At 67.3% G+C, this 15,920-nt stretch carries 17 protein-coding genes; 12 read left to right on the forward strand and 5 right to left on the reverse strand.

Translation table 11 applies throughout. The annotated features are described in order from the left end of the window. Positions 1–591: 591 nt before the first annotated feature. From ACI766_RS16240 to ACI766_RS16275, 8 genes are all read left to right on the forward strand, one after another. The gene (locus tag ACI766_RS16240; RefSeq protein WP_003102692.1) at positions 592–1,359 is read left to right on the forward strand and encodes a sterol desaturase family protein; all 768 of its coding nucleotides are present in this window, start codon (positions 592–594) and stop codon (positions 1,357–1,359) included. 5 nt (positions 1,360–1,364) lie between these two features. Beyond that, positions 1,365–2,534, forward strand: coding sequence for a hypothetical protein (locus ACI766_RS16245; protein ID WP_003088150.1), 1,170 nt, complete (start codon positions 1,365–1,367; stop codon positions 2,532–2,534). An 18-nt stretch (positions 2,535–2,552) separates the two neighbouring features. After that, entirely contained in the window at positions 2,553–3,827 is a 1,275-nt protein-coding gene (locus ACI766_RS16250) for a fatty acid desaturase (protein WP_003102695.1), read from the forward strand. Between the two features lie 16 nt (positions 3,828–3,843). Beyond that, positions 3,844–4,467 (forward strand): 2OG-Fe(II) oxygenase, encoded by a 624-nt coding sequence (locus ACI766_RS16255; RefSeq protein ID WP_003088147.1) that lies wholly within the window; start codon positions 3,844–3,846, stop codon positions 4,465–4,467. 25 nt (positions 4,468–4,492) lie between these two features. Continuing rightward, on the forward strand, positions 4,493–6,922 hold the full coding sequence (locus ACI766_RS16260; RefSeq protein ID WP_012614268.1) for a penicillin acylase family protein: 2,430 nt from the start codon (positions 4,493–4,495) through the stop codon (positions 6,920–6,922). Next, positions 6,919–7,656, forward strand: a complete 738-nt coding sequence (locus tag ACI766_RS16265; protein WP_003102703.1) for a hypothetical protein — start codon at positions 6,919–6,921, stop codon at positions 7,654–7,656. Before ACI766_RS16260 ends, ACI766_RS16265 begins: the two co-directional genes overlap by 4 nt. Next, the gene (locus tag ACI766_RS16270) at positions 7,653–8,042 is read left to right on the forward strand and encodes a hypothetical protein (RefSeq protein WP_003122803.1); all 390 of its coding nucleotides are present in this window, start codon (positions 7,653–7,655) and stop codon (positions 8,040–8,042) included. The genes ACI766_RS16265 and ACI766_RS16270 overlap by 4 nt, the downstream gene beginning before the upstream one ends. Positions 8,043–8,130: 88 nt before the next feature. After that, positions 8,131–8,754, forward strand: a complete 624-nt coding sequence (locus ACI766_RS16275) for a glutathione S-transferase family protein (protein ID WP_003088140.1) — start codon at positions 8,131–8,133, stop codon at positions 8,752–8,754. Between the two features lie 13 nt (positions 8,755–8,767). On the opposite strand, the gene ACI766_RS16280 is transcribed toward ACI766_RS16275, so the two are convergent. Further along, positions 8,768–9,154 (reverse strand): hypothetical protein, encoded by a 387-nt coding sequence (locus ACI766_RS16280; RefSeq protein WP_003115740.1) that lies wholly within the window; start codon positions 9,152–9,154, stop codon positions 8,768–8,770. Between the two features lie 165 nt (positions 9,155–9,319). On the opposite strand from ACI766_RS16280, the gene ACI766_RS16285 reads away from it, so the two are divergent. After that, the gene (locus ACI766_RS16285) at positions 9,320–9,607 is read left to right on the forward strand and encodes a hypothetical protein (RefSeq protein WP_003088136.1); all 288 of its coding nucleotides are present in this window, start codon (positions 9,320–9,322) and stop codon (positions 9,605–9,607) included. Between the two features lie 296 nt (positions 9,608–9,903). Further along, positions 9,904–10,779, forward strand: a complete 876-nt coding sequence (gene dapA / locus ACI766_RS16290; protein WP_003160094.1) for a 4-hydroxy-tetrahydrodipicolinate synthase — start codon at positions 9,904–9,906, stop codon at positions 10,777–10,779. A 12-nt stretch (positions 10,780–10,791) separates the two neighbouring features. Here the strand turns inward: dapA and ACI766_RS16295 are convergent, their stop codons facing one another. Then, entirely contained in the window at positions 10,792–13,155 is a 2,364-nt protein-coding gene (locus tag ACI766_RS16295) for a DNA polymerase II (RefSeq protein ID WP_003122806.1), read from the reverse strand. Positions 13,156–13,223: 68 nt separating this feature from the next. Further along, positions 13,224–13,757: a GNAT family N-acetyltransferase gene (locus ACI766_RS16300; RefSeq protein WP_003102722.1), complete on the reverse strand. Its 534-nt coding sequence runs from the start codon at positions 13,755–13,757 to the stop codon at positions 13,224–13,226. Between the two features lie 85 nt (positions 13,758–13,842). Here ACI766_RS16300 and ACI766_RS16305 point away from each other — a divergent pair, with 85 nt between their 5' ends. Continuing rightward, complete coding sequence (locus tag ACI766_RS16305) at positions 13,843–14,394, forward strand: helix-turn-helix domain-containing protein (protein ID WP_004343115.1); 552 nt, start codon at positions 13,843–13,845, stop codon at positions 14,392–14,394. Here ACI766_RS16305 and ndhC read toward each other — a convergent pair. Then, on the reverse strand, positions 14,391–14,789 hold the full coding sequence (ndhC, locus tag ACI766_RS16310; protein WP_003088123.1) for an NADH-quinone oxidoreductase subunit A: 399 nt from the start codon (positions 14,787–14,789) through the stop codon (positions 14,391–14,393). The genes ACI766_RS16305 and ndhC overlap by 4 nt on opposite strands. A gap of 12 nt (positions 14,790–14,801) precedes the next feature. Then, positions 14,802–15,125 (reverse strand): DMT family transporter, encoded by a 324-nt coding sequence (locus tag ACI766_RS16315; RefSeq protein ID WP_003102734.1) that lies wholly within the window; start codon positions 15,123–15,125, stop codon positions 14,802–14,804. Positions 15,126–15,455: 330 nt separating this feature from the next. Here ACI766_RS16315 and ACI766_RS16320 point away from each other — a divergent pair, with 330 nt between their 5' ends. Continuing rightward, complete coding sequence (locus ACI766_RS16320; RefSeq protein ID WP_003102736.1) at positions 15,456–15,917, forward strand: (2Fe-2S)-binding protein; 462 nt, start codon at positions 15,456–15,458, stop codon at positions 15,915–15,917. Positions 15,918–15,920 lie beyond the last annotated feature (3 nt).

Genomic DNA, 15,920 nt, shown 5'->3' on the forward strand with positions numbered 1-15,920 from the left:
TCGCCGCCCGCCGGGCGACGACGAAACGAGGCTGAAGAGAACTTCTCGATGAGCACGGACACGAGGCGCCGCGCAGGAACTGCGCTGGGCTGGAGGGGACGGCGCCCCGGATCTTTGCGGAAACCGTAGAACGGCTCTCCGATGGGCCTCACGGCGGTCTTTCTCATTGTTCTTCTCGCACGCTCCATCGTCGTCGGGAGAGCCTCCCGACAACAAACCTTGGCCCATGGCGGGCCTCGTCGACGAGGCTCCCCGGGGACCAGAAATGGCAACTACATACTTCCCCCCCTATCTCTCCGCAGATACCTGCCCGGAAGGGCAGGTTGTCCCTGCCGGGCTGTGACAATTTAATTCGACCAGGCATTTCATTGTCCGTGCCGATTTTCACGAAGCGCATTCTGAGGCAATTAAAAAGAGCGCTCCATTCGACCATGGACAAGCTATCCACGCCTGACCGAGATCGCCTTCCGAATATAGCGAAGCGATAACCGCAGCCTGCCGAGAAGTGCTTCAGACAATAAACAGGACGCTGGCCTTTCGTATCGATGAAAGTTCCGCATGGCGTCCGCCCCTAAGGAAGAGGAGATAAATATGATTTATTACTTGATCGGAGTGGCGCTATTCATCTTCATGCTGGAACAGTTGGTTCCCGGCTGGAAATTGCCCAAGGTGAGCACCTGGGTGGCCCGGGTGATCTTCCTCAACATCGTCCAGGTGTCGATCGCCCTGCTCGCCGGCATCACCTGGAACAAATGGATGATGGGGCACAGCCTGCTGCACACCTCGGATGCCCTGCCACCACTGCTGGCCGGCTTCGCCGCCTACTTCGTCAACACCTTCGTCACCTACTGGTGGCATCGCGCGCGCCACGCCAACGACACGCTCTGGCGGCTGTTCCACCAGTTGCACCACGCGCCGCAACGCATCGAGGTATTCACCTCCTTCTACAAGCATCCGACCGAGATGGTCTTCAACTCGCTGCTGGGCAGCTTCGTCGCCTACGTGGTGATGGGCATCAGCATCGAGGCCGGCGCCTACTACATCATGTTCGCCGCGCTCGGCGAGATGTTCTACCACTCGAACCTGCGCACCCCGCACGTCCTCGGCTACCTGTTCCAGCGCCCGGAGATGCACCGCATCCACCACCAGCGCGACCGCCACGAGTGCAACTACAGCGACTTCCCGATCTGGGACATGTTGTTCGGCACCTACGAGAACCCCCGCCGCATCGACGAGCCGCAGGGCTTCGCCGGCGACAAGGAGCAGCAGTTCGTCGACATGCTGCTGTTCCGCGACGTGCACAGCCTCCCCGGAAAAACCCAGCCCGCTCCCGTCCTGGTCAAGCCCGACGTCAGGTGAACGCCATGATTCCAGACATCGATTCCCGTCTCAGCCGGAACATATTGAAATCCATCTCGTATGGCCTCCCCCTCGCCGAAGTGGTCCCCGACCATACCTATGCGCAACTGGAAACGCGCCTCGGCGAACTGAAACGCAGGTATCTGGAGCTGCGCATCTCCCACGGCGCGCGCGAGCTGCCGTTCAGCAACTACCTGTTCTACCTGATCCTCCAGTCGCGCCACCAGGAATTCGACTTCAAGCTGCGCCAGGGCAACTCGGTGGTCACCAACATCCACCGATTCAAGAGCAAGGGACGCATCCCGTCCCTGACCACCCTGCTCCTGGCCGATGCGGTCAACGCCAAGAGCGAGCTGGAGCTCAAGCATCCGGACATCCCGCAGCTCGACCGCCACGCTCGCGACATCGAGCGCTGGCTGGCCGCCGGCAACGTCATGCCGCCCAGCGAGCGGGCCCTGCGCGGCCTGGTTGAGGCGCTGGAGCGCGCCGCTGGCGAAGGCCGTCCGTTGCACCTGGTGAGCGCGGTATGCCCGGACTACTCGCACTCCAGCGATGCCGAGGGCAAGCCGCGCTACACCTTCGAGCGAGTCGGCGACCAGCCCGGCCTGGCCGGCGCCAAGCTGGTCAGCGCCGGCCAGGCGGTGGCGGAGCTGGCCAGGGCGCGCCAGGTGGAAATCCGCCACGCGATCCTCGGCGGCGAGTTCGAGTACCTATCGTTCAACCGCAACCCCGCCACCGGCGAGACCCGCGAGGGTTTCCTCGGCAAGGTCGAGCGCCAGCTCGAGCGGATCGCCGGGGCCCTGCCCTGCCCGGCCGCGACCTGCTCGTTCTTCGAGATGTGCGGCGGCGAGGACGGCTGGCACAGGGCCCACGGCGAGATCGTCCAGCGCCTGGAACAGGGCGACTACGGCCAGACCGGGCTGGACTACCCGGCCCTGGAATCGATCTTCCTGTCGCGCCTGCCGCTCTACGAGAAATGGTTCGCCAGCCAGTCGCGCGAGCAGATCTGGGCCAGCTTCGTCTCCCAGGCCGCCGAGTACGCATTGATGGGAAAACTCTTCGGCGAGCGCTTCGACAACTTCGTCGTGCTGGCCGTCGATCACTACCGGATGGAGCCGTTCTACTCGTTCTTCGCGACCGTCCCGACGCTCTACATCCGAACCGACTACCTGTAACGAGGGAGCGCCTGCGCCATGCAAGATGAACTGTTCAAGACCCGATACTCCAAGTACGGATACGGCATCGACGTGCGCCGTACCTACAAGGACCTGCCCTGCCAGCCGTTCTGGACCTGGGTCACCGGCAAGTCGCTGAACGACCGCCCGCCGCGACGGCCGAAAGACACCCTGCTCAAGCCCTGGCAGCTCTACCTGCACATCAGTTGGGGCTACGCGGTGTTCTTCCTCGCGGTGATCTACGGCCAGCAACTGCTCGCCTCGCAGCAGCCACTGTGGCTGAAGTGCCTGCTGGGCGCGCTGATCATGTGCCTGGTGGTCAACCGCCAGCGCGGCTTCCTCCATACCTTCCACTACACCACCCATGGCGCCAGCCTGGAGAACAAGGCGCTGGCCCGCTTCACCTGCAAGTGGATCCTGTCGATCCCGATCCTGCACACCCCGCGCGACGAGTACGTGAAGCTGCACGTGAACGAACACCACAGCGTACGCACCTTCAATACCGAGCACGACGTCGACCTGGTCTTCATGAAGCAGCACGGCTTCTACAAGGGCATGTCCGAGAGCGCCTTCTGGACCCGCCTGGTGCTCGCGCCCTTCCATCCGGCGCGGATCCTCGAGCACCTGAAGTTCCGCTTCGACGTCAGCTTCGTCTCCGCCCCGCGCCACGAGCGCGTCAGCCGGGCGCTCTACTGGGCCGCGCTGCTCGGCCTGGTGTACGCCAGCGGCTACCTGGAGGCATTCGCGCTGTTCTACCTGTTCCCGATCTTCATCCTCACCCAGTACTCGTCGTGGATCCAGCACGTCTCCGAGCACCTCTGGTTCGCCCGCAACGAGCACGGCCTGCCGCGCTTCCTGCACTACGGCTCGCTGAGCTGGGGACGCTTCCTCGGCCGCCCCTACCCGGCCGACAAGCAGGGCCTGGCCTTCGCCCTGGCGTTCGTTCGCTGGAGCCTGGGCGTGCTGCTGATCGACATCCCGCTGCGGGTGTTCTCCTTCATGCAGGACCTGCCCAGCCACGACTTCCACCATCGCAAGCCGGGAGTGAACTTCTGGCGCATCGCGCCGGAGCGCGCGGCCAACGAGGCGCGCCCCTCGAAGTTCGGCCCGATGACCGAGACCTGGGGCATGTGGGAGAACTTCCTGATCCTGCGCGACCACCTCTGCCGCGGCCAGTCGGACCCGTTCGGAATCGTCGACTGGTACCGCGAGAACCATGCCCGGCTCGCTCCGGAGACCGATGCCGCCAACCAGCCCCACACCAACCAACCCGCATCCCAGGCTACCGCCTGATCACACAGGAAACCCCATGAATACTCAGATTGCCCAGATCACCCAGAGCCTGGCAGCCAACGGCTGCGCCTATATCACCCCCAGCGACGCGCTCTACGACGAGCAGGACTGGGAACTGATGAACCAGGTCCTGGCCAACTCGACCCTGCCGTGGGAGAAGATCCTGATCGGCGACGCCGACGAGGAGAACGACCTCTACGTGGCCCGTTTCATGACCGACCGCGACCGTCCCACGGTGGTCAACCATGCGCTGTCGGAGCTGATCATCCCGCGCGTCTGCAACGACAACGTGATGAGCCTGTTCCGCAAGCTGATGGGCGACGACGCCTTCTACGTCCGGCGCATGCAGGTGAACCGGATGAAGGCCGGCTCGTTCATCGGCCGGCACCTGGATACCGACAGCAACCCGGACTACCAGTATTCCATCGTCCTGCAGCTCGGCACCTACTTCTCCGGCGGCCAGTTCGTGGTCTACGACCGCGACGGCAACCTGCGCAACGACATCAAGCCGGAGCCGCGCTCGGTGATCATCAGCGACTGCAGCTATCCCCACGAGGTCCAGCGGGTGACCGCCGGCGAGCGCGTCTCGCTGGTGTTCTTCGTCAGTCGCCATGCGGACCGGAACCGGCGGGTCTATTGACCCGTCGGCGTGGAGACTCGAAGCGATGTCGAAGAACGCACGTTACGCCTGGCGCCTGTCCCTCGGCGGCCTGCTGCTGGGGCTACTGGCCTGCGCGGTCTACCTGCTGGCCGTCCCGCTGGGCTTCAAGTACGGCGAGATCCAGGTCGGCCATGGCCTGGAACACGAGGGGCGGATCGCCTGGGACGCCGCCGGCGTCCCGCATATCCGCGCGCAGAGCCTGAAGGACGGCTATTTCCTGCTCGGCTACAGCCACGCCAGGGATCGCCTGTGGCAGATGGAGTTCGCCCGCCGCTATGCCGGCGGGACGCTCTCCGAAGTGTTCGGCGCCAAGACCCTGCCGATGGACAGGTTCGCCCGCACCCTGGGCTTCCGGCGCACCGCCGAGGGCATCTACGCCAACCTGGACGCGCCCACGCGCGTCCTGCTGCAACGCTACAGCGACGGGATCAACGCCTACCTGGAGCTGGCCCCGGCGGCGCTGCCGCTGGAATTCAGCCTGGTGCGCCACGAACGGCCGGGGCCCTGGGGGCCGGTGGACAGCCTGTCCCTGCACCTGCTCTATTCCTGGACCCTGAGCGCCAACCTGGGCATGCAGTTGCAGCGCCTGGCGCTGGCCGAGCACCTGGACCTGGCGCGGATCAACGAGGTGTTCGCCCCCTATCCGGGCGAGCGGCCGCCGGCCACCCGCGACTACGCCAGCCTGTACCGCTCCCTGCGCGGCACGCCGGACGCCGGCAAGCTGCTGGGGCAACTGCCCGGTTCCAACGTCGAAGGCATCGGTTCGAACAACTGGGTGGTCTCCGCCAGCCGCAGCGCCACCGGCAAGCCGCTGCTGGCCAACGATCCACACCTGCGCCTGACCAACCCGGCGGCCTTCTACCTGGCCAGCCTGAAGATCCCCGGCCTGAGCCTCACCGGCGCCAACTTCGCCGGCGCCCCGCTGTTCGTCATCGGCCATAACCAGCGCATCGCCTGGGGCTACACCAATACCGGCTCGCACATCCAGGACGCCTACCTGGAGCGCGTCGATCCCCAGGACCCGCGGCGCTACCTGACCCCGGACGGCTACCGGCCCTTCGAGACGCGCCTGGAACGCATCACCGTGCGCGACGGCGAGACGGTCTCGCTGGAGGTCCGCAGCACCCGCCACGGCCCGGTGATCAGCGACATCTACGAACCGGCGCGGCTGCCGCAGGCGCAGCGCGACCGGCTGGTGATCGCCCTCGCCTGGACCGGCCTCGACCGTCACGACAAGACCTTCCCGAGCCTGCTGGCGATCAACCGGGCCGAAGGCTGGGAACAGTTCCTCGACGCCGCCGCCGACTTCGGCGTACCGCCGCAGAACATGGTCTATGCCGACGTCGAGGGCAACATCGGCTACGTCTCCGCCGGTCGCGTACCGCTCCGCGGCGCCGACGACGACCTCCATGGCCTGGCCCCCTCGCCCGGCTGGGAGAGCCGCTACGACTGGGTCGGCTACGTTCCGGAAAGCGCCAAGCCACGCAGCCTCAACCCGCGCGAAGGGTTCATCGCCACGGCGAACCAGCGCATCGTGCCGCCCGACAATGCCTTCGACTTCGGCCACGACTGGGTCCTGCCCTACCGCTATGACCGCATCCGCGAGTGGCTCGGCGGCCCCGGCCAGCGCACCCTGGAAGACAGCCTGGAGTTGCAGAACGACGAGTTCTCCAGCGTGATGGCGAGCCTGTTGCCGAAGATGCTGGAGCAGGTCAGCGACCCCGAACTGCGCGCCAGCGAGGCCTTCGCCCTGCTCCAGGGCTGGAACCACCAGGCCGCCGCCGACCTGGCCGCGCCACTGATCGCCGGCTACTGGGTACGCGCCTTCACCCGCGAGCTGCTGCAACCGAGGATCGGCACGCAGTTGCTGGCCAGCGGCTGGAACCAGCGCAACTACGACGGATTCCTCCGGCTGATCCTCGACGGCCAGGCCGACCTGCGCTTCTGGTGCGGCCAGGAACAAGGCTGCGACCTCAAGCTGAACCAGTCGTTGCGCCGCGCCCTCGACGAACTGCGTGCCGCCCACGGAAGCGCGCCGAGCGGCTGGAAGTGGGGCGAGGCGCACGCCGCCCTCGCCGAGCACGTGCCCTTCCACAAGACCCCGCTGCGCGCGCTGTTCGACCTGAAGAACAACAAGGGCGGCGACAACTTCAGCGTCAACGTCGGGCGCTTCGACTACAGCGACCCGGCCAACCCGTTCAACACCCGGATCGCCGCGACCCTGCGGATGGTCATCGACCTGGCGGACTTCGACAACTCGCGCTACGCGCTGTCCACCCGCAACTCCGGCCTGCCGTTCGACGGCGCCACCGACCTCAACGAACTCTGGGCCCGCGGCGCGTACATCCGTATCGCCGACGACGCCCCCGACGCGACGGACCGCCAGTTGGTCCTGCGCCCTTCAGCCTCTTCCTCCGGCGAGCCACGACCATGACCAGCGATCCGCAGAAAAACGCCTTCGACCTCGACTACTCCAGCCGCGAACGGCAGTTCCCCGAGGGCTTCAAGCGCAAGATAGTCGCCGACCTGCAAGAGGGAATGCCGCAGTTCGACGTGCTGCAATACTTCGGCAACCAGCCGGATATCTTCGAGACCTACGACCACCTGGTATTGGCGACCGACCCGGAGGGCGAACGGATCATTGGCATCCTGGGCGCGAAGGACTTCGTCCGCGGCTCGACGCGCTTCCTCTACCTGTGGACGGCGATGGTGGTCGACCGCTACCACCGCACCAGCCTGTTCAAGCGGATCAACCAGTTCTTCCTGCGCCAGGTCAGCGAGCGCAACGGCGGGCTGCCGCCGCTGATCGTGGCGAAGACCTACAACCCGGTGGTCTACAACATGTTCCGCGCCCTCAGCGCGCGGATTCCGGGAGCGACGCTGTACCCGGACCTGGAAGCGCCGCGCCAGAACCCGGACATGGTCGACCTGGCCCTCGACGTGGTCGGCACGCTGTCCGCCAACCTGCGTCTGGATGCGGAAACCGGCCTGATACCCGGCGGGCAACGCAGCGTCGCCCCGGATTTCTTCCCGCGCATGGCGATGTCCAGCCACGCCAGGACCAACGACCACTTCGTCGCCCACGTCGGCAGCAGCGACCAGATCCTCTGCATGGTCCGCCTCGCGCCCGGTGCCGAACCCTACGTGCAGCAGAGGATCATCCGGTGAGCGGACTCGCGCAGCGCTCCGACGACCCGTGGCTGGCGGCGCTGCCGGCCGCGGTGCTCTACGGCGCCTGGGCGGCCTATGCCAACCAGGACGGCGGCCTGGCCGAGATGGGCGTCGCCGCCCTGCTCCAGGGCGCCGCGAGTCTCCTGGCGACGCGCTTCGGCCTGTACCTGTTGCAATGTCTCGGCCGCCGCCACGGCCTTGCGCAACGCCAGGCGCCCCTGCTGGTGGTGCTCCTGCTGACCGCACCGATGGCCGCGCTGCACTGGCTCTCGGGCACGCCGCATCCATTGGCGAGCGTGGCGCCATCGTTCGTCATCGGCTGGCTCTACTTCGCCCTCTGGGCGCGCCGCCGCCCGGGCCGCCGGCAAGCCAGCGGCGCCTAGCCGGCGCCCCCGCTCGAGCCGTTCCCCGTCGGCGGGATCGGCCCGTATACTCGGAGCCTTCCTATCCGCCCAAGGACGCGCCATCGCCATGCTGGAGATTCTCGGAAAGGCCTCTTCGATCAACGTGCGCAAGGTGCTCTGGACCTGCGCCGAACTGGACCTGCCCTACCGCCGCGAAGACTGGGGCAGCGGCTTCCGCGACACCCACGCGGCGGAGTTCCTCGCCCTCAACCCGAACGCCATGGTGCCGGTGCTGCGCGACGGCGAACTGGTGCTCTGGGAATCCAACAGCATCATCCGCTACCTGGCCAACCGCTATGCCGGCGAACGCCTCTATCCGCAGCAGGCGGCGCCGCGCGCGCGGGTCGACCAGTGGCTGGACTGGCAGGCCTCCGACCTCAACCGCTCGTGGAGCTATGCCTTCATGAGCCTGGTCCGGCAGTCGCCGGCGCACCGCGACGCGGCCCAGGTGGAGGCTTCGTTGCGCGGCTGGACGGGCTTCATGGAAATCCTCGAGGGACAACTGCTACGCACCGGCGCCTATGTCGCCGGCGAGACCTTCAGCCTGGCCGACATCGCCATCGGCCTGTCGGTCAACCGCTGGTACGAGACGCCGTTCGAGCATCCGTCGCTGCCAGCGGTGCGCGCCTATTACGAGCGCCTCGGCGCCCGTCCCGGCTTCCTCGCCCACGGCCGCAACGGCGTACCCTGAGCGAGGCGCGCGATCACTGGCCGAGCGCCTTGTTCAGGCGCTGCGCCAGGGCGGTGGTGTTGGCGCCGGCGGTATCCAGCAGCAGGTAGTCGTAGTCGGACTTGGCCACCGGGGCGATGCGATATTGCAGGACGCCCTCGACCACCTGCTGGCCGGCCGGCACGCTGAGGGTGCCGACGCAGGACAGCACGCCGCTGTCGGGATCCTTCTCGAGGATCGCCACGTCGCGCAGCGCGCTGTCCTTGAACTCCGGCGAGCGCTCGGTGATCGCGCCCTGGAGGAAGATCCGCATCAGTTGGTCCTTCACGTCCGGCGAGGCACAGGCCTCGGCCTCCTTCTTCGCGCAGGCGCTCAACAGCAGCGCGGCGCCCAATACAGCGAGCACGGGTAGCTTCATCATCCCCTCGGGGGTCGGTTGGTGATGCGCAGTTGGACTGCGCCGCCGGCGAATGATTCCCAGGCCCCGCGCGGCGCCTACCGCAGCCAGCACTGGCCAGCCGGCGCGTCTGCCAGTAGTCTGTCCGCCGCGCTGGCGACGCCGGCCCCACGCCAACTGGAGCAAGACATGTACCGAGACACCGTGACCCTCACCGTCAGCGCCGAGCAACGCGGCCGCGAAAGCGAGGCCGTGGACAACCCGAACGTCGCCATCGGCCTGGAAAGCGTCGAGCCGGGCGTGCTCAAGCTGCACTTCGAAGGCCAGCTGGACGCCCCGGAGAACGCTACCCACATCTGCTTCAGCCTGACCATCGGCCTCACCTACTACGGCCCGATCCTCGACGGCGCGGCCAGCGAGAACGGCGGCTGGATGACCTTCGAAAGCGACATGCTCGACCCGGCGCAACTGGCCTGAACCCGCGACGCGGTTGACAGCGCGCCGCGCAGCCCGTAGAAATTGCCCGTCCCCCTTTTTCCGGTATTCCACGGCATGTCCCTGTCCTTCGACTTCGAGCGTTTTCCGCTTGGCCCCGGCGCCAAGGCTCGGGGCCGTGCCGTTGCCGCGAAGAAATCGAAGAAACAGTCGCTCATTTGACCGGGGCGTGCTGTCCCGTCAGGTGAGCTGACAGGACACGCAGGCGCTCCCGCCTCCCGCCGAACCCCTTCCGCCCTCCTGACGCCGACAAGACGGTCAGCCACCAGGAGAGAGTCATGTCATCGTTCCAAGGTATCTGGGTCCCGCTGGTCACGCCGTTCCGCCATGGCGAGATCGACTTCGCCGCGCTGCCGCGCCTGCTCGACCACCTGCTGAATGCCGGTGTCGCCGGGGTCGTGGTCTGCGGTACCACCGGCGAAGCCGCGGCGCTCGAACACGGCGAACAGCTGCAATTGCTCGACGCCGTGCTCGAACGGGTGGCGCCGGAGCGCGTGGCGATGGGGCTGGCCGGCAACAACCAGGCGCAACTGCTGGCCTTCCAGCGCGAAGTGCTAGAGCGTCCGCTCGCCGGCCTGCTGGTGCCGGCGCCCTACTACATCCGCCCCTCCCAGGAGGCGCTGGTGCGCTTCTTCCATGGGGTCGCCGACGCGTCCAGCGTGCCGCTGATCGTCTACGACATTCCCTATCGCACCGGTGTGCGCATGGAACTGGAAACCCTGCGACGGATCGTCGACCACCCGCGCATCGCCGCGATCAAGGACTGCGGCGGCAGCCTGGAAAACACCCTGGCATTGCTGGCAGACGGCCAGGTGGCGGTGCTCGCCGGCGAAGACCTGCAAATGTTCAACGCCTTCTGCCTGGGCGCCAGCGGTGCCATCGCCGCCTCCGCGCACCTGCACCCACAGCGCTTCGTCGCGCTTCACCGGCAGGTCGTCGAGGGCCGGCTGGAAGCGGCCCGGGCCAACTTCTTCACGCTGTTGCCGTTGATCCGTGCGGCCTTCGCCGAACCCAACCCGGCGCCGGTCAAGGCCGGCCTGGCGCGCCAGGGACTGATCGGCGACGAGCTGCGCGCGCCCTTGCTGGGCTGCGGCGCGGCACTGGCGGAACGGCTCGGGAGCTTGCTCGCGGAGATCCCGGCGCGGCTCGCCTAGGCGTCGGCAGCCTCAGAACAGCGCCATCTGCCGGTCGACCAAAGTGGCGAAATCATCGCCGACGAACGGCAGGATGGCGTCGGCCACCGGCTGCAACTGCTTGCCCACGTAGTGCTCGTAGTCGATGGCCGAACGCCGCGCCTCGAGCGGCTCGGGACCGGCGACGCTGATCACGTAGCTGATCCAGCCGCCGCTCTGGTACTGCCGCGGGCGCCCGCGCTCGAGGTTGTAGTCGTCGGCGATGCGCGCCGCGCGCACATGCGGCGGCACGTTGCGCTGGTAATCGTCGAGGCGCCGGCGCAGGCGCTTGCGGTAGACCAGCAGGTCGTCCAGCTCGCCGGCCAGGGTCCGTCGTACGTAATCGCGCACGTAGTCCTGGTAGGGCTGGCGATTGAAGATGCGCAGGTAGAGTTCCTGCTGGAAGCGCTGGGCCAGCGGCGACCAGTCGGTGCGCACGGTCTCCAGGCCCTTGAAGACCATCTCCTCGCCACCGTCGGCGCGGCGCACCAGGCCGGCGTAGCGTTTCTTGCTGCCCTCCTCGGCGCCGCGCACGGTGGGCATGAGAAAACGCCGGTAATGGGTCTCGAATTGCAGCTCGAGGGCGCTGTCGAGGCCGAATTCTTCTTTCAGGTGCTCGCGCCACCAGTCGTTGACCCGCGCCACCAGCGCCCGGCCGATGGCCGCGGCCTCCTCCTCGGCGCGGGGGCTGCCGAGCCAGACGAAGGTGGAGTCGGTATCGCCATAGATCACCGTATAGCCCTCGGCCTCGATCAGCTCGCGGGTACGGCGCATGATCCGATGCCCGCGCAGGGTGATGGACGAGGCCAGGCGCGGGTCGAAGAAGCGGCAGCCGCTGGAACCCAGCACCCCGTAGAAGGCGTTCATGATGATCTTCAACGCCTGCGAGAGCGGCTGGTTGCGTTCGCGCTTGGCCGCCTCGCGGCCCTCCCAGACCCGTGCGACGATGGCCGGCAGGCAATGCCGGGTACGCGAGAAGCGGGCGCCGCGAAAGCCTTCCACCGAGTGCTCGTCGTCCGGCTGGCGCAGGCCTTCCACCAGGCCGACCGGATCGATCAGGAAGGTACGGATGATCGACGGATACAGGCTCTTGTAGTCGAGCACCAGCACCGATTCGTAGAGGCCCGGCCGCGAGTCCATGACGAAGCCGCCGGGACTGGCTTCCGGACGCTTCTCGCCGAGGTTCGGGGCGACGAAGCCGGCGCGGTGCATCAACGGCATGTACAGGTGGGTGAAGGCCGCCACCGAGCCGCCGCTGCGGTCCGCCGGCAGGCCGGTGACGGTGGCCCGTTCGAGGAGGAAGTCGAGCAGTTCGGTACGGGCGAAGATCCGCGTCACCAATTCGCAGTCCTTCAGGTTGTAGTGCGCGAGGGCCGGCTTGTCCTCGGCGAACATGCGATCGATCTCGTCCATCCGCTGGTACGGATTGTCGATCGCCTTGCCTTCGCCGAGCAGGGTCCGGGCGACGTTCTCCAGGCTGAACGAGGGGAAGCTCCAGGTCGCCGAGCGCAGCGCCTCGATGCCATCGATGATCAGGCGGCCGGCCGCCGCGGCGAAAAAGTGGTTGTTGCGGCTGCCGTGCTCGCGCCAGCCCATTTCGTCGCCGCCACGCCCCAGGCGCAGCGGCACCTTCAGGCGCTGGGCATGCTCATGCAGGACACGCAGGTCGAACTGCACCAGGTTCCAGCCGATGATGGCGTCGGGATCGTGCTCGGCCAGCCACTGGTTGAGACGTTCCAGCAGCCCGGCACGGCTGTCGCAATAGTCGAGGCGGAAATCCACGGCCGCGGCATCGCCGTTGGCCGGGCCGAGCATGTATACCTGGCGCTGGCCGCAGCCTTCCAGGGCGATGGAGTAGAGATCGCCGCGGGCGTTGGTCTCGATGTCCAGCGACACCAGGCGCAGGCGCGGGCGATAGTCCGGAGCCGGCTTCAGGCGCCGGGCGAGCAGGCTGCCGTCAGCCTCGACACTCGCCTCCAGGCTGACCGGCGCGGTGATGAAGCGCTCCATCAGGTAGCGCTCCGGCGGCCGGATATCGGCCTCGAACACCTCGACGCCGGCCTGGCGCAAGCGTTTCTCCAGATTCATCAGTTGGCGATGCTGCTGGCAGTACAGGCCGAGCACCGGCCGCTGCTGGAAGTCGCGCAGCGCCAGCGGCCGCAGCTCGGCGCCAGTCTCCCCGGCGAGCAGGGACTCGACGCGCCCGCGCTGCTCGGCGAGGACGAACGCCACCGACGGCTGCGGCGGCAGCCGCACCTGCCGCGGGCCCTGCTCGGTCGCCAGCCAGAACGCGACTTCCGTGCCGGCCGGCGTATCGCGCCAGTGCCGGGTCAGGACGAACCCTTGCAGTAACTCCACCATCGACCCCGAATCTCTCGCATCCGCCGATTCTACCCGGCCTGCCTTGGGAACGCTGGCATCTTCGGTCAGCCGGCAGCAGCCAGGCGCTTGTAGAAATAGGTGGTGGGACAGGGCGTGCCGTCCGGCATCAGGGCGTAGTCCGGGATTTCCCCGACCCGTGTCCAGCCGGTCTTCAGGTACAGCCGTTCGGCGGCGCTGCCGCTGACCGTGTCCAGCACCAGCAGGGACTTGCCGCAGGCCCGGGCGAGCCGGTCCAGCTCGCCCATCAGCGCCTCGCCGATGCCGCGCCGACGCGCACGCCGGTGCACCAGCATCTTCGCCACGTCGGCGCGGTGCGGCTGGTTCGGCGGTTGGTCGAGGAGCAGTTGCACGGTACCGACGATCCGCCCCTCCGCTTCCGCCACCAGCAGCAGGCGTTCATCGCCCGCCACGCTCTCGCCGACGCCGCGCCAGAAAGCCAGCGCCCGCTCCCGCGGCAACGGCCACATGAAGCTGACCGAAGCCCCGCCTTCCACGCAGTCCAGCAGTACCTCGGCCAGTTCGTCCAGGCGCGCCAGGATCTCCTCGCCAGCCAGGCGGCGAATCGTCGGTTCGGTCATCGCGGGCAAGCTCCAATGCAAGGTCGAATTTCCAATATATTGGACAGTGACTATCATGGACGAGAAAAATCCGCCAGGGCCACTCATGGATATCGACGAACTGATTGCCCGACGCCTAGCCGCCCTGCGCAAGGAGCGCGAGCTGACCCTCGCCCAACTGGCCGAACGCTGCGCGGTGAGCAAGGCGATGATCTCGCGCATCGAGCGCAACCAAAGCAGCCCCACCGCCAGCGTCCTCGGCCGTCTCGCCGGCGGCCTGGGGGTCGCCCTCTCCGAGCTGCTCGGCGACGCGCAGGTGCCGGCCGAACCGCTCTGCCGGCGCGCGCAGCAGGAAGTGTGGGAAGACCCGGTCAGCGGCTACCGCCGCCGCCAGGTCGGCGCTCGCGATCCGCGCAGCGGCTGCGAGATGGTGGAAGTGGAGATCCCGGCGACCACCCGCCTCGACTATCCCCGCTGGGGCGGCCGGCCCTACCGGCAGCGCCTGTGGCTGGTCGAGGGTGCGCTGCGGGTGGACTACGGCGAGCAGTCGTTCCACCTGCAACGCGGCGACCGCCTGGACTTCGGCGTCGACCGCGCGGTGACCTTCGCCACCGCCGGGCAAGCCTGCCGCTACCTGCTGGTGATCCTCCACGACTAGTCGTGCGGCTTTTTCCGCCGGCGCTCCGGCGACCAGTCGAGGGCGCCGACCCGGTGCAGGTAGAACAGTCCGACCAGCAGCAGGGAGACGAACAGCGTCGCCTCGACGAAACCCGCCCAGCCATTCTCCCGCAGCGACACCGCCCAGAGGTAGAGGAACGGCATCTCGATGCCGAAGATCACGAACAGCATGGCGACCAACGCGTACTTGACCGAGAAGCGCAAGCGCGACGAGCCGGTGGAATCCACCCCCGACTCGAACGGCAGGTTCTTCGCCCGGCCATGCGATCGGCCGCCCAGCACCCGGCCCAACCCCAGCATGAGCAGGCAAAGGGCGAGCGCGCCGAAGAGGTAGGCGAGCAAGGCCCAGGTCGCGGGAGCGAAGGATGCGTACATGATGGTCGCCCCTCAGCCCTGACGGGTCGCCAGCTTGAGAATGACGATGCCGGCCACGATCAGCCCCACCGCCAGCAGCCGCAACGGGCTCGGGCTTTCGCCGAAGAGCAGGATGCCCAGGGCGAAGGCGCCGACCGCACCGATGCCGACCCAGATGGTGTAGGCCGTGCCGAGGGGCAGGGTTTTCATGGAAACGGCCAGCAGGCCGAAGCTGAGGATCATGAACAGCAGGGTGACCAGGCTTGGCCACAGGCGGGTGAAGCCGGCCGACTCCTTCATGGCCGTGGCCCAGACGATTTCGAAGACACCGGCGAGCAAGAGATAGATCCACGCCATTTTCAGCCTCTCTGCAGGGTCGTCCCCGCGCAATGAAAGAGGGAAAACGGGTCGTCCCGCTTCCGGCTGAAAGTGCGTGCCGCCCGGGCGGGCGTCAGTCACCGACGGCAGCGATCCTAGCGCGTTGCCGATGCCGGGTGAACGCCTGCGCCGACGGAGTTGTTTCGCCGCGTTTCCGCGCCGTGCCCGCCGGGACGCTCGGCAGGATTGATCTAGACTTTCGCAGGATCGTGCAAGGCGTCCGTTTCGTCCTTCGCGCACACTTCGCCCGATGCATTCCTGCCTGATAAGAGATAACGCCCTGCCCGGGCCTTTCCGTGGAGAATCAGCATGCCCACCTCGCTCGTCCTGAACGGCAAGAACGTCACCCTCGACGTCGATCCCAACATGCCCCTGCTCTGGGCCATCCGGGAAAGCGCCGGCCTGCACGGCACCAAGTTCGGCTGCGGCATGGCCCAGTGCGGCGCCTGCACCGTGCAGCTGGACGGCACCGCGGTACGCTCCTGCGTGCTGCCGGTCTCCGCGGTCGCCGGCAAGCGCGTCACCACCATCGAAGGTATCCAGAGCAAGCCCGGCAAGGCCGTGCAGGACGCCTGGGTCAAGCTCCAGGTACCGCAGTGCGGCTACTGCCAGTCCGGCCAGATCATGTCCGCCACCGCGCTGCTGGAGCAGAACGCCAGCCCCAGCGACGCCGATATCGATGCCGCGATGAACGGCAACATCTGCCGCTGCGCCGCCTATGTGCGGATCCGCGCCGCCATCCACGAAGCCGCAGACACCCTGAAGGCCTGACGC

The sequence above is a fragment of the Pseudomonas sp. DL genome, assembly GCF_047199225.1.
In the GTDB taxonomy this organism is placed as follows: Bacteria; Pseudomonadota; Gammaproteobacteria; order Pseudomonadales; family Pseudomonadaceae; genus Pseudomonas; species Pseudomonas aeruginosa.

Excerpts from the sequence above, each read along its gene's own strand:
- dapA (WP_003160094.1), top strand. The coding sequence starts at position 9,904 with ATGTCATCGTTCCAAGGTATCTGGGTCCCGCTGGTCACGCCGTTCCGC.
- ACI766_RS16240 (WP_003102692.1), top strand. The coding sequence starts at position 592 with ATGATTTATTACTTGATCGGAGTGGCGCTATTCATCTTCATGCTGGAA.
- ACI766_RS16275 (WP_003088140.1), top strand. The coding sequence starts at position 8,131 with ATGCTGGAGATTCTCGGAAAGGCCTCTTCGATCAACGTGCGCAAGGTG.
- ACI766_RS16280 (WP_003115740.1), bottom strand. The coding sequence starts at position 9,154 with ATGATGAAGCTACCCGTGCTCGCTGTATTGGGCGCCGCGCTGCTGTTG.
- ACI766_RS16255 (WP_003088147.1), top strand. The coding sequence starts at position 3,844 with ATGAATACTCAGATTGCCCAGATCACCCAGAGCCTGGCAGCCAACGGC.
- ACI766_RS16305 (WP_004343115.1), top strand. The coding sequence starts at position 13,843 with ATGGATATCGACGAACTGATTGCCCGACGCCTAGCCGCCCTGCGCAAG.
- ACI766_RS16285 (WP_003088136.1), top strand. The coding sequence starts at position 9,320 with ATGTACCGAGACACCGTGACCCTCACCGTCAGCGCCGAGCAACGCGGC.
- ACI766_RS16300 (WP_003102722.1), bottom strand. The coding sequence starts at position 13,757 with ATGACCGAACCGACGATTCGCCGCCTGGCTGGCGAGGAGATCCTGGCG.
- ACI766_RS16320 (WP_003102736.1), top strand. The coding sequence starts at position 15,456 with ATGCCCACCTCGCTCGTCCTGAACGGCAAGAACGTCACCCTCGACGTC.
- ACI766_RS16245 (WP_003088150.1), top strand. The coding sequence starts at position 1,365 with ATGATTCCAGACATCGATTCCCGTCTCAGCCGGAACATATTGAAATCC.
- ACI766_RS16265 (WP_003102703.1), top strand. The coding sequence starts at position 6,919 with ATGACCAGCGATCCGCAGAAAAACGCCTTCGACCTCGACTACTCCAGC.
- ACI766_RS16250 (WP_003102695.1), top strand. The coding sequence starts at position 2,553 with ATGCAAGATGAACTGTTCAAGACCCGATACTCCAAGTACGGATACGGC.
- ndhC (WP_003088123.1), bottom strand. The coding sequence starts at position 14,789 with ATGTACGCATCCTTCGCTCCCGCGACCTGGGCCTTGCTCGCCTACCTC.
- ACI766_RS16260 (WP_012614268.1), top strand. The coding sequence starts at position 4,493 with ATGTCGAAGAACGCACGTTACGCCTGGCGCCTGTCCCTCGGCGGCCTG.
- ACI766_RS16315 (WP_003102734.1), bottom strand. The coding sequence starts at position 15,125 with ATGGCGTGGATCTATCTCTTGCTCGCCGGTGTCTTCGAAATCGTCTGG.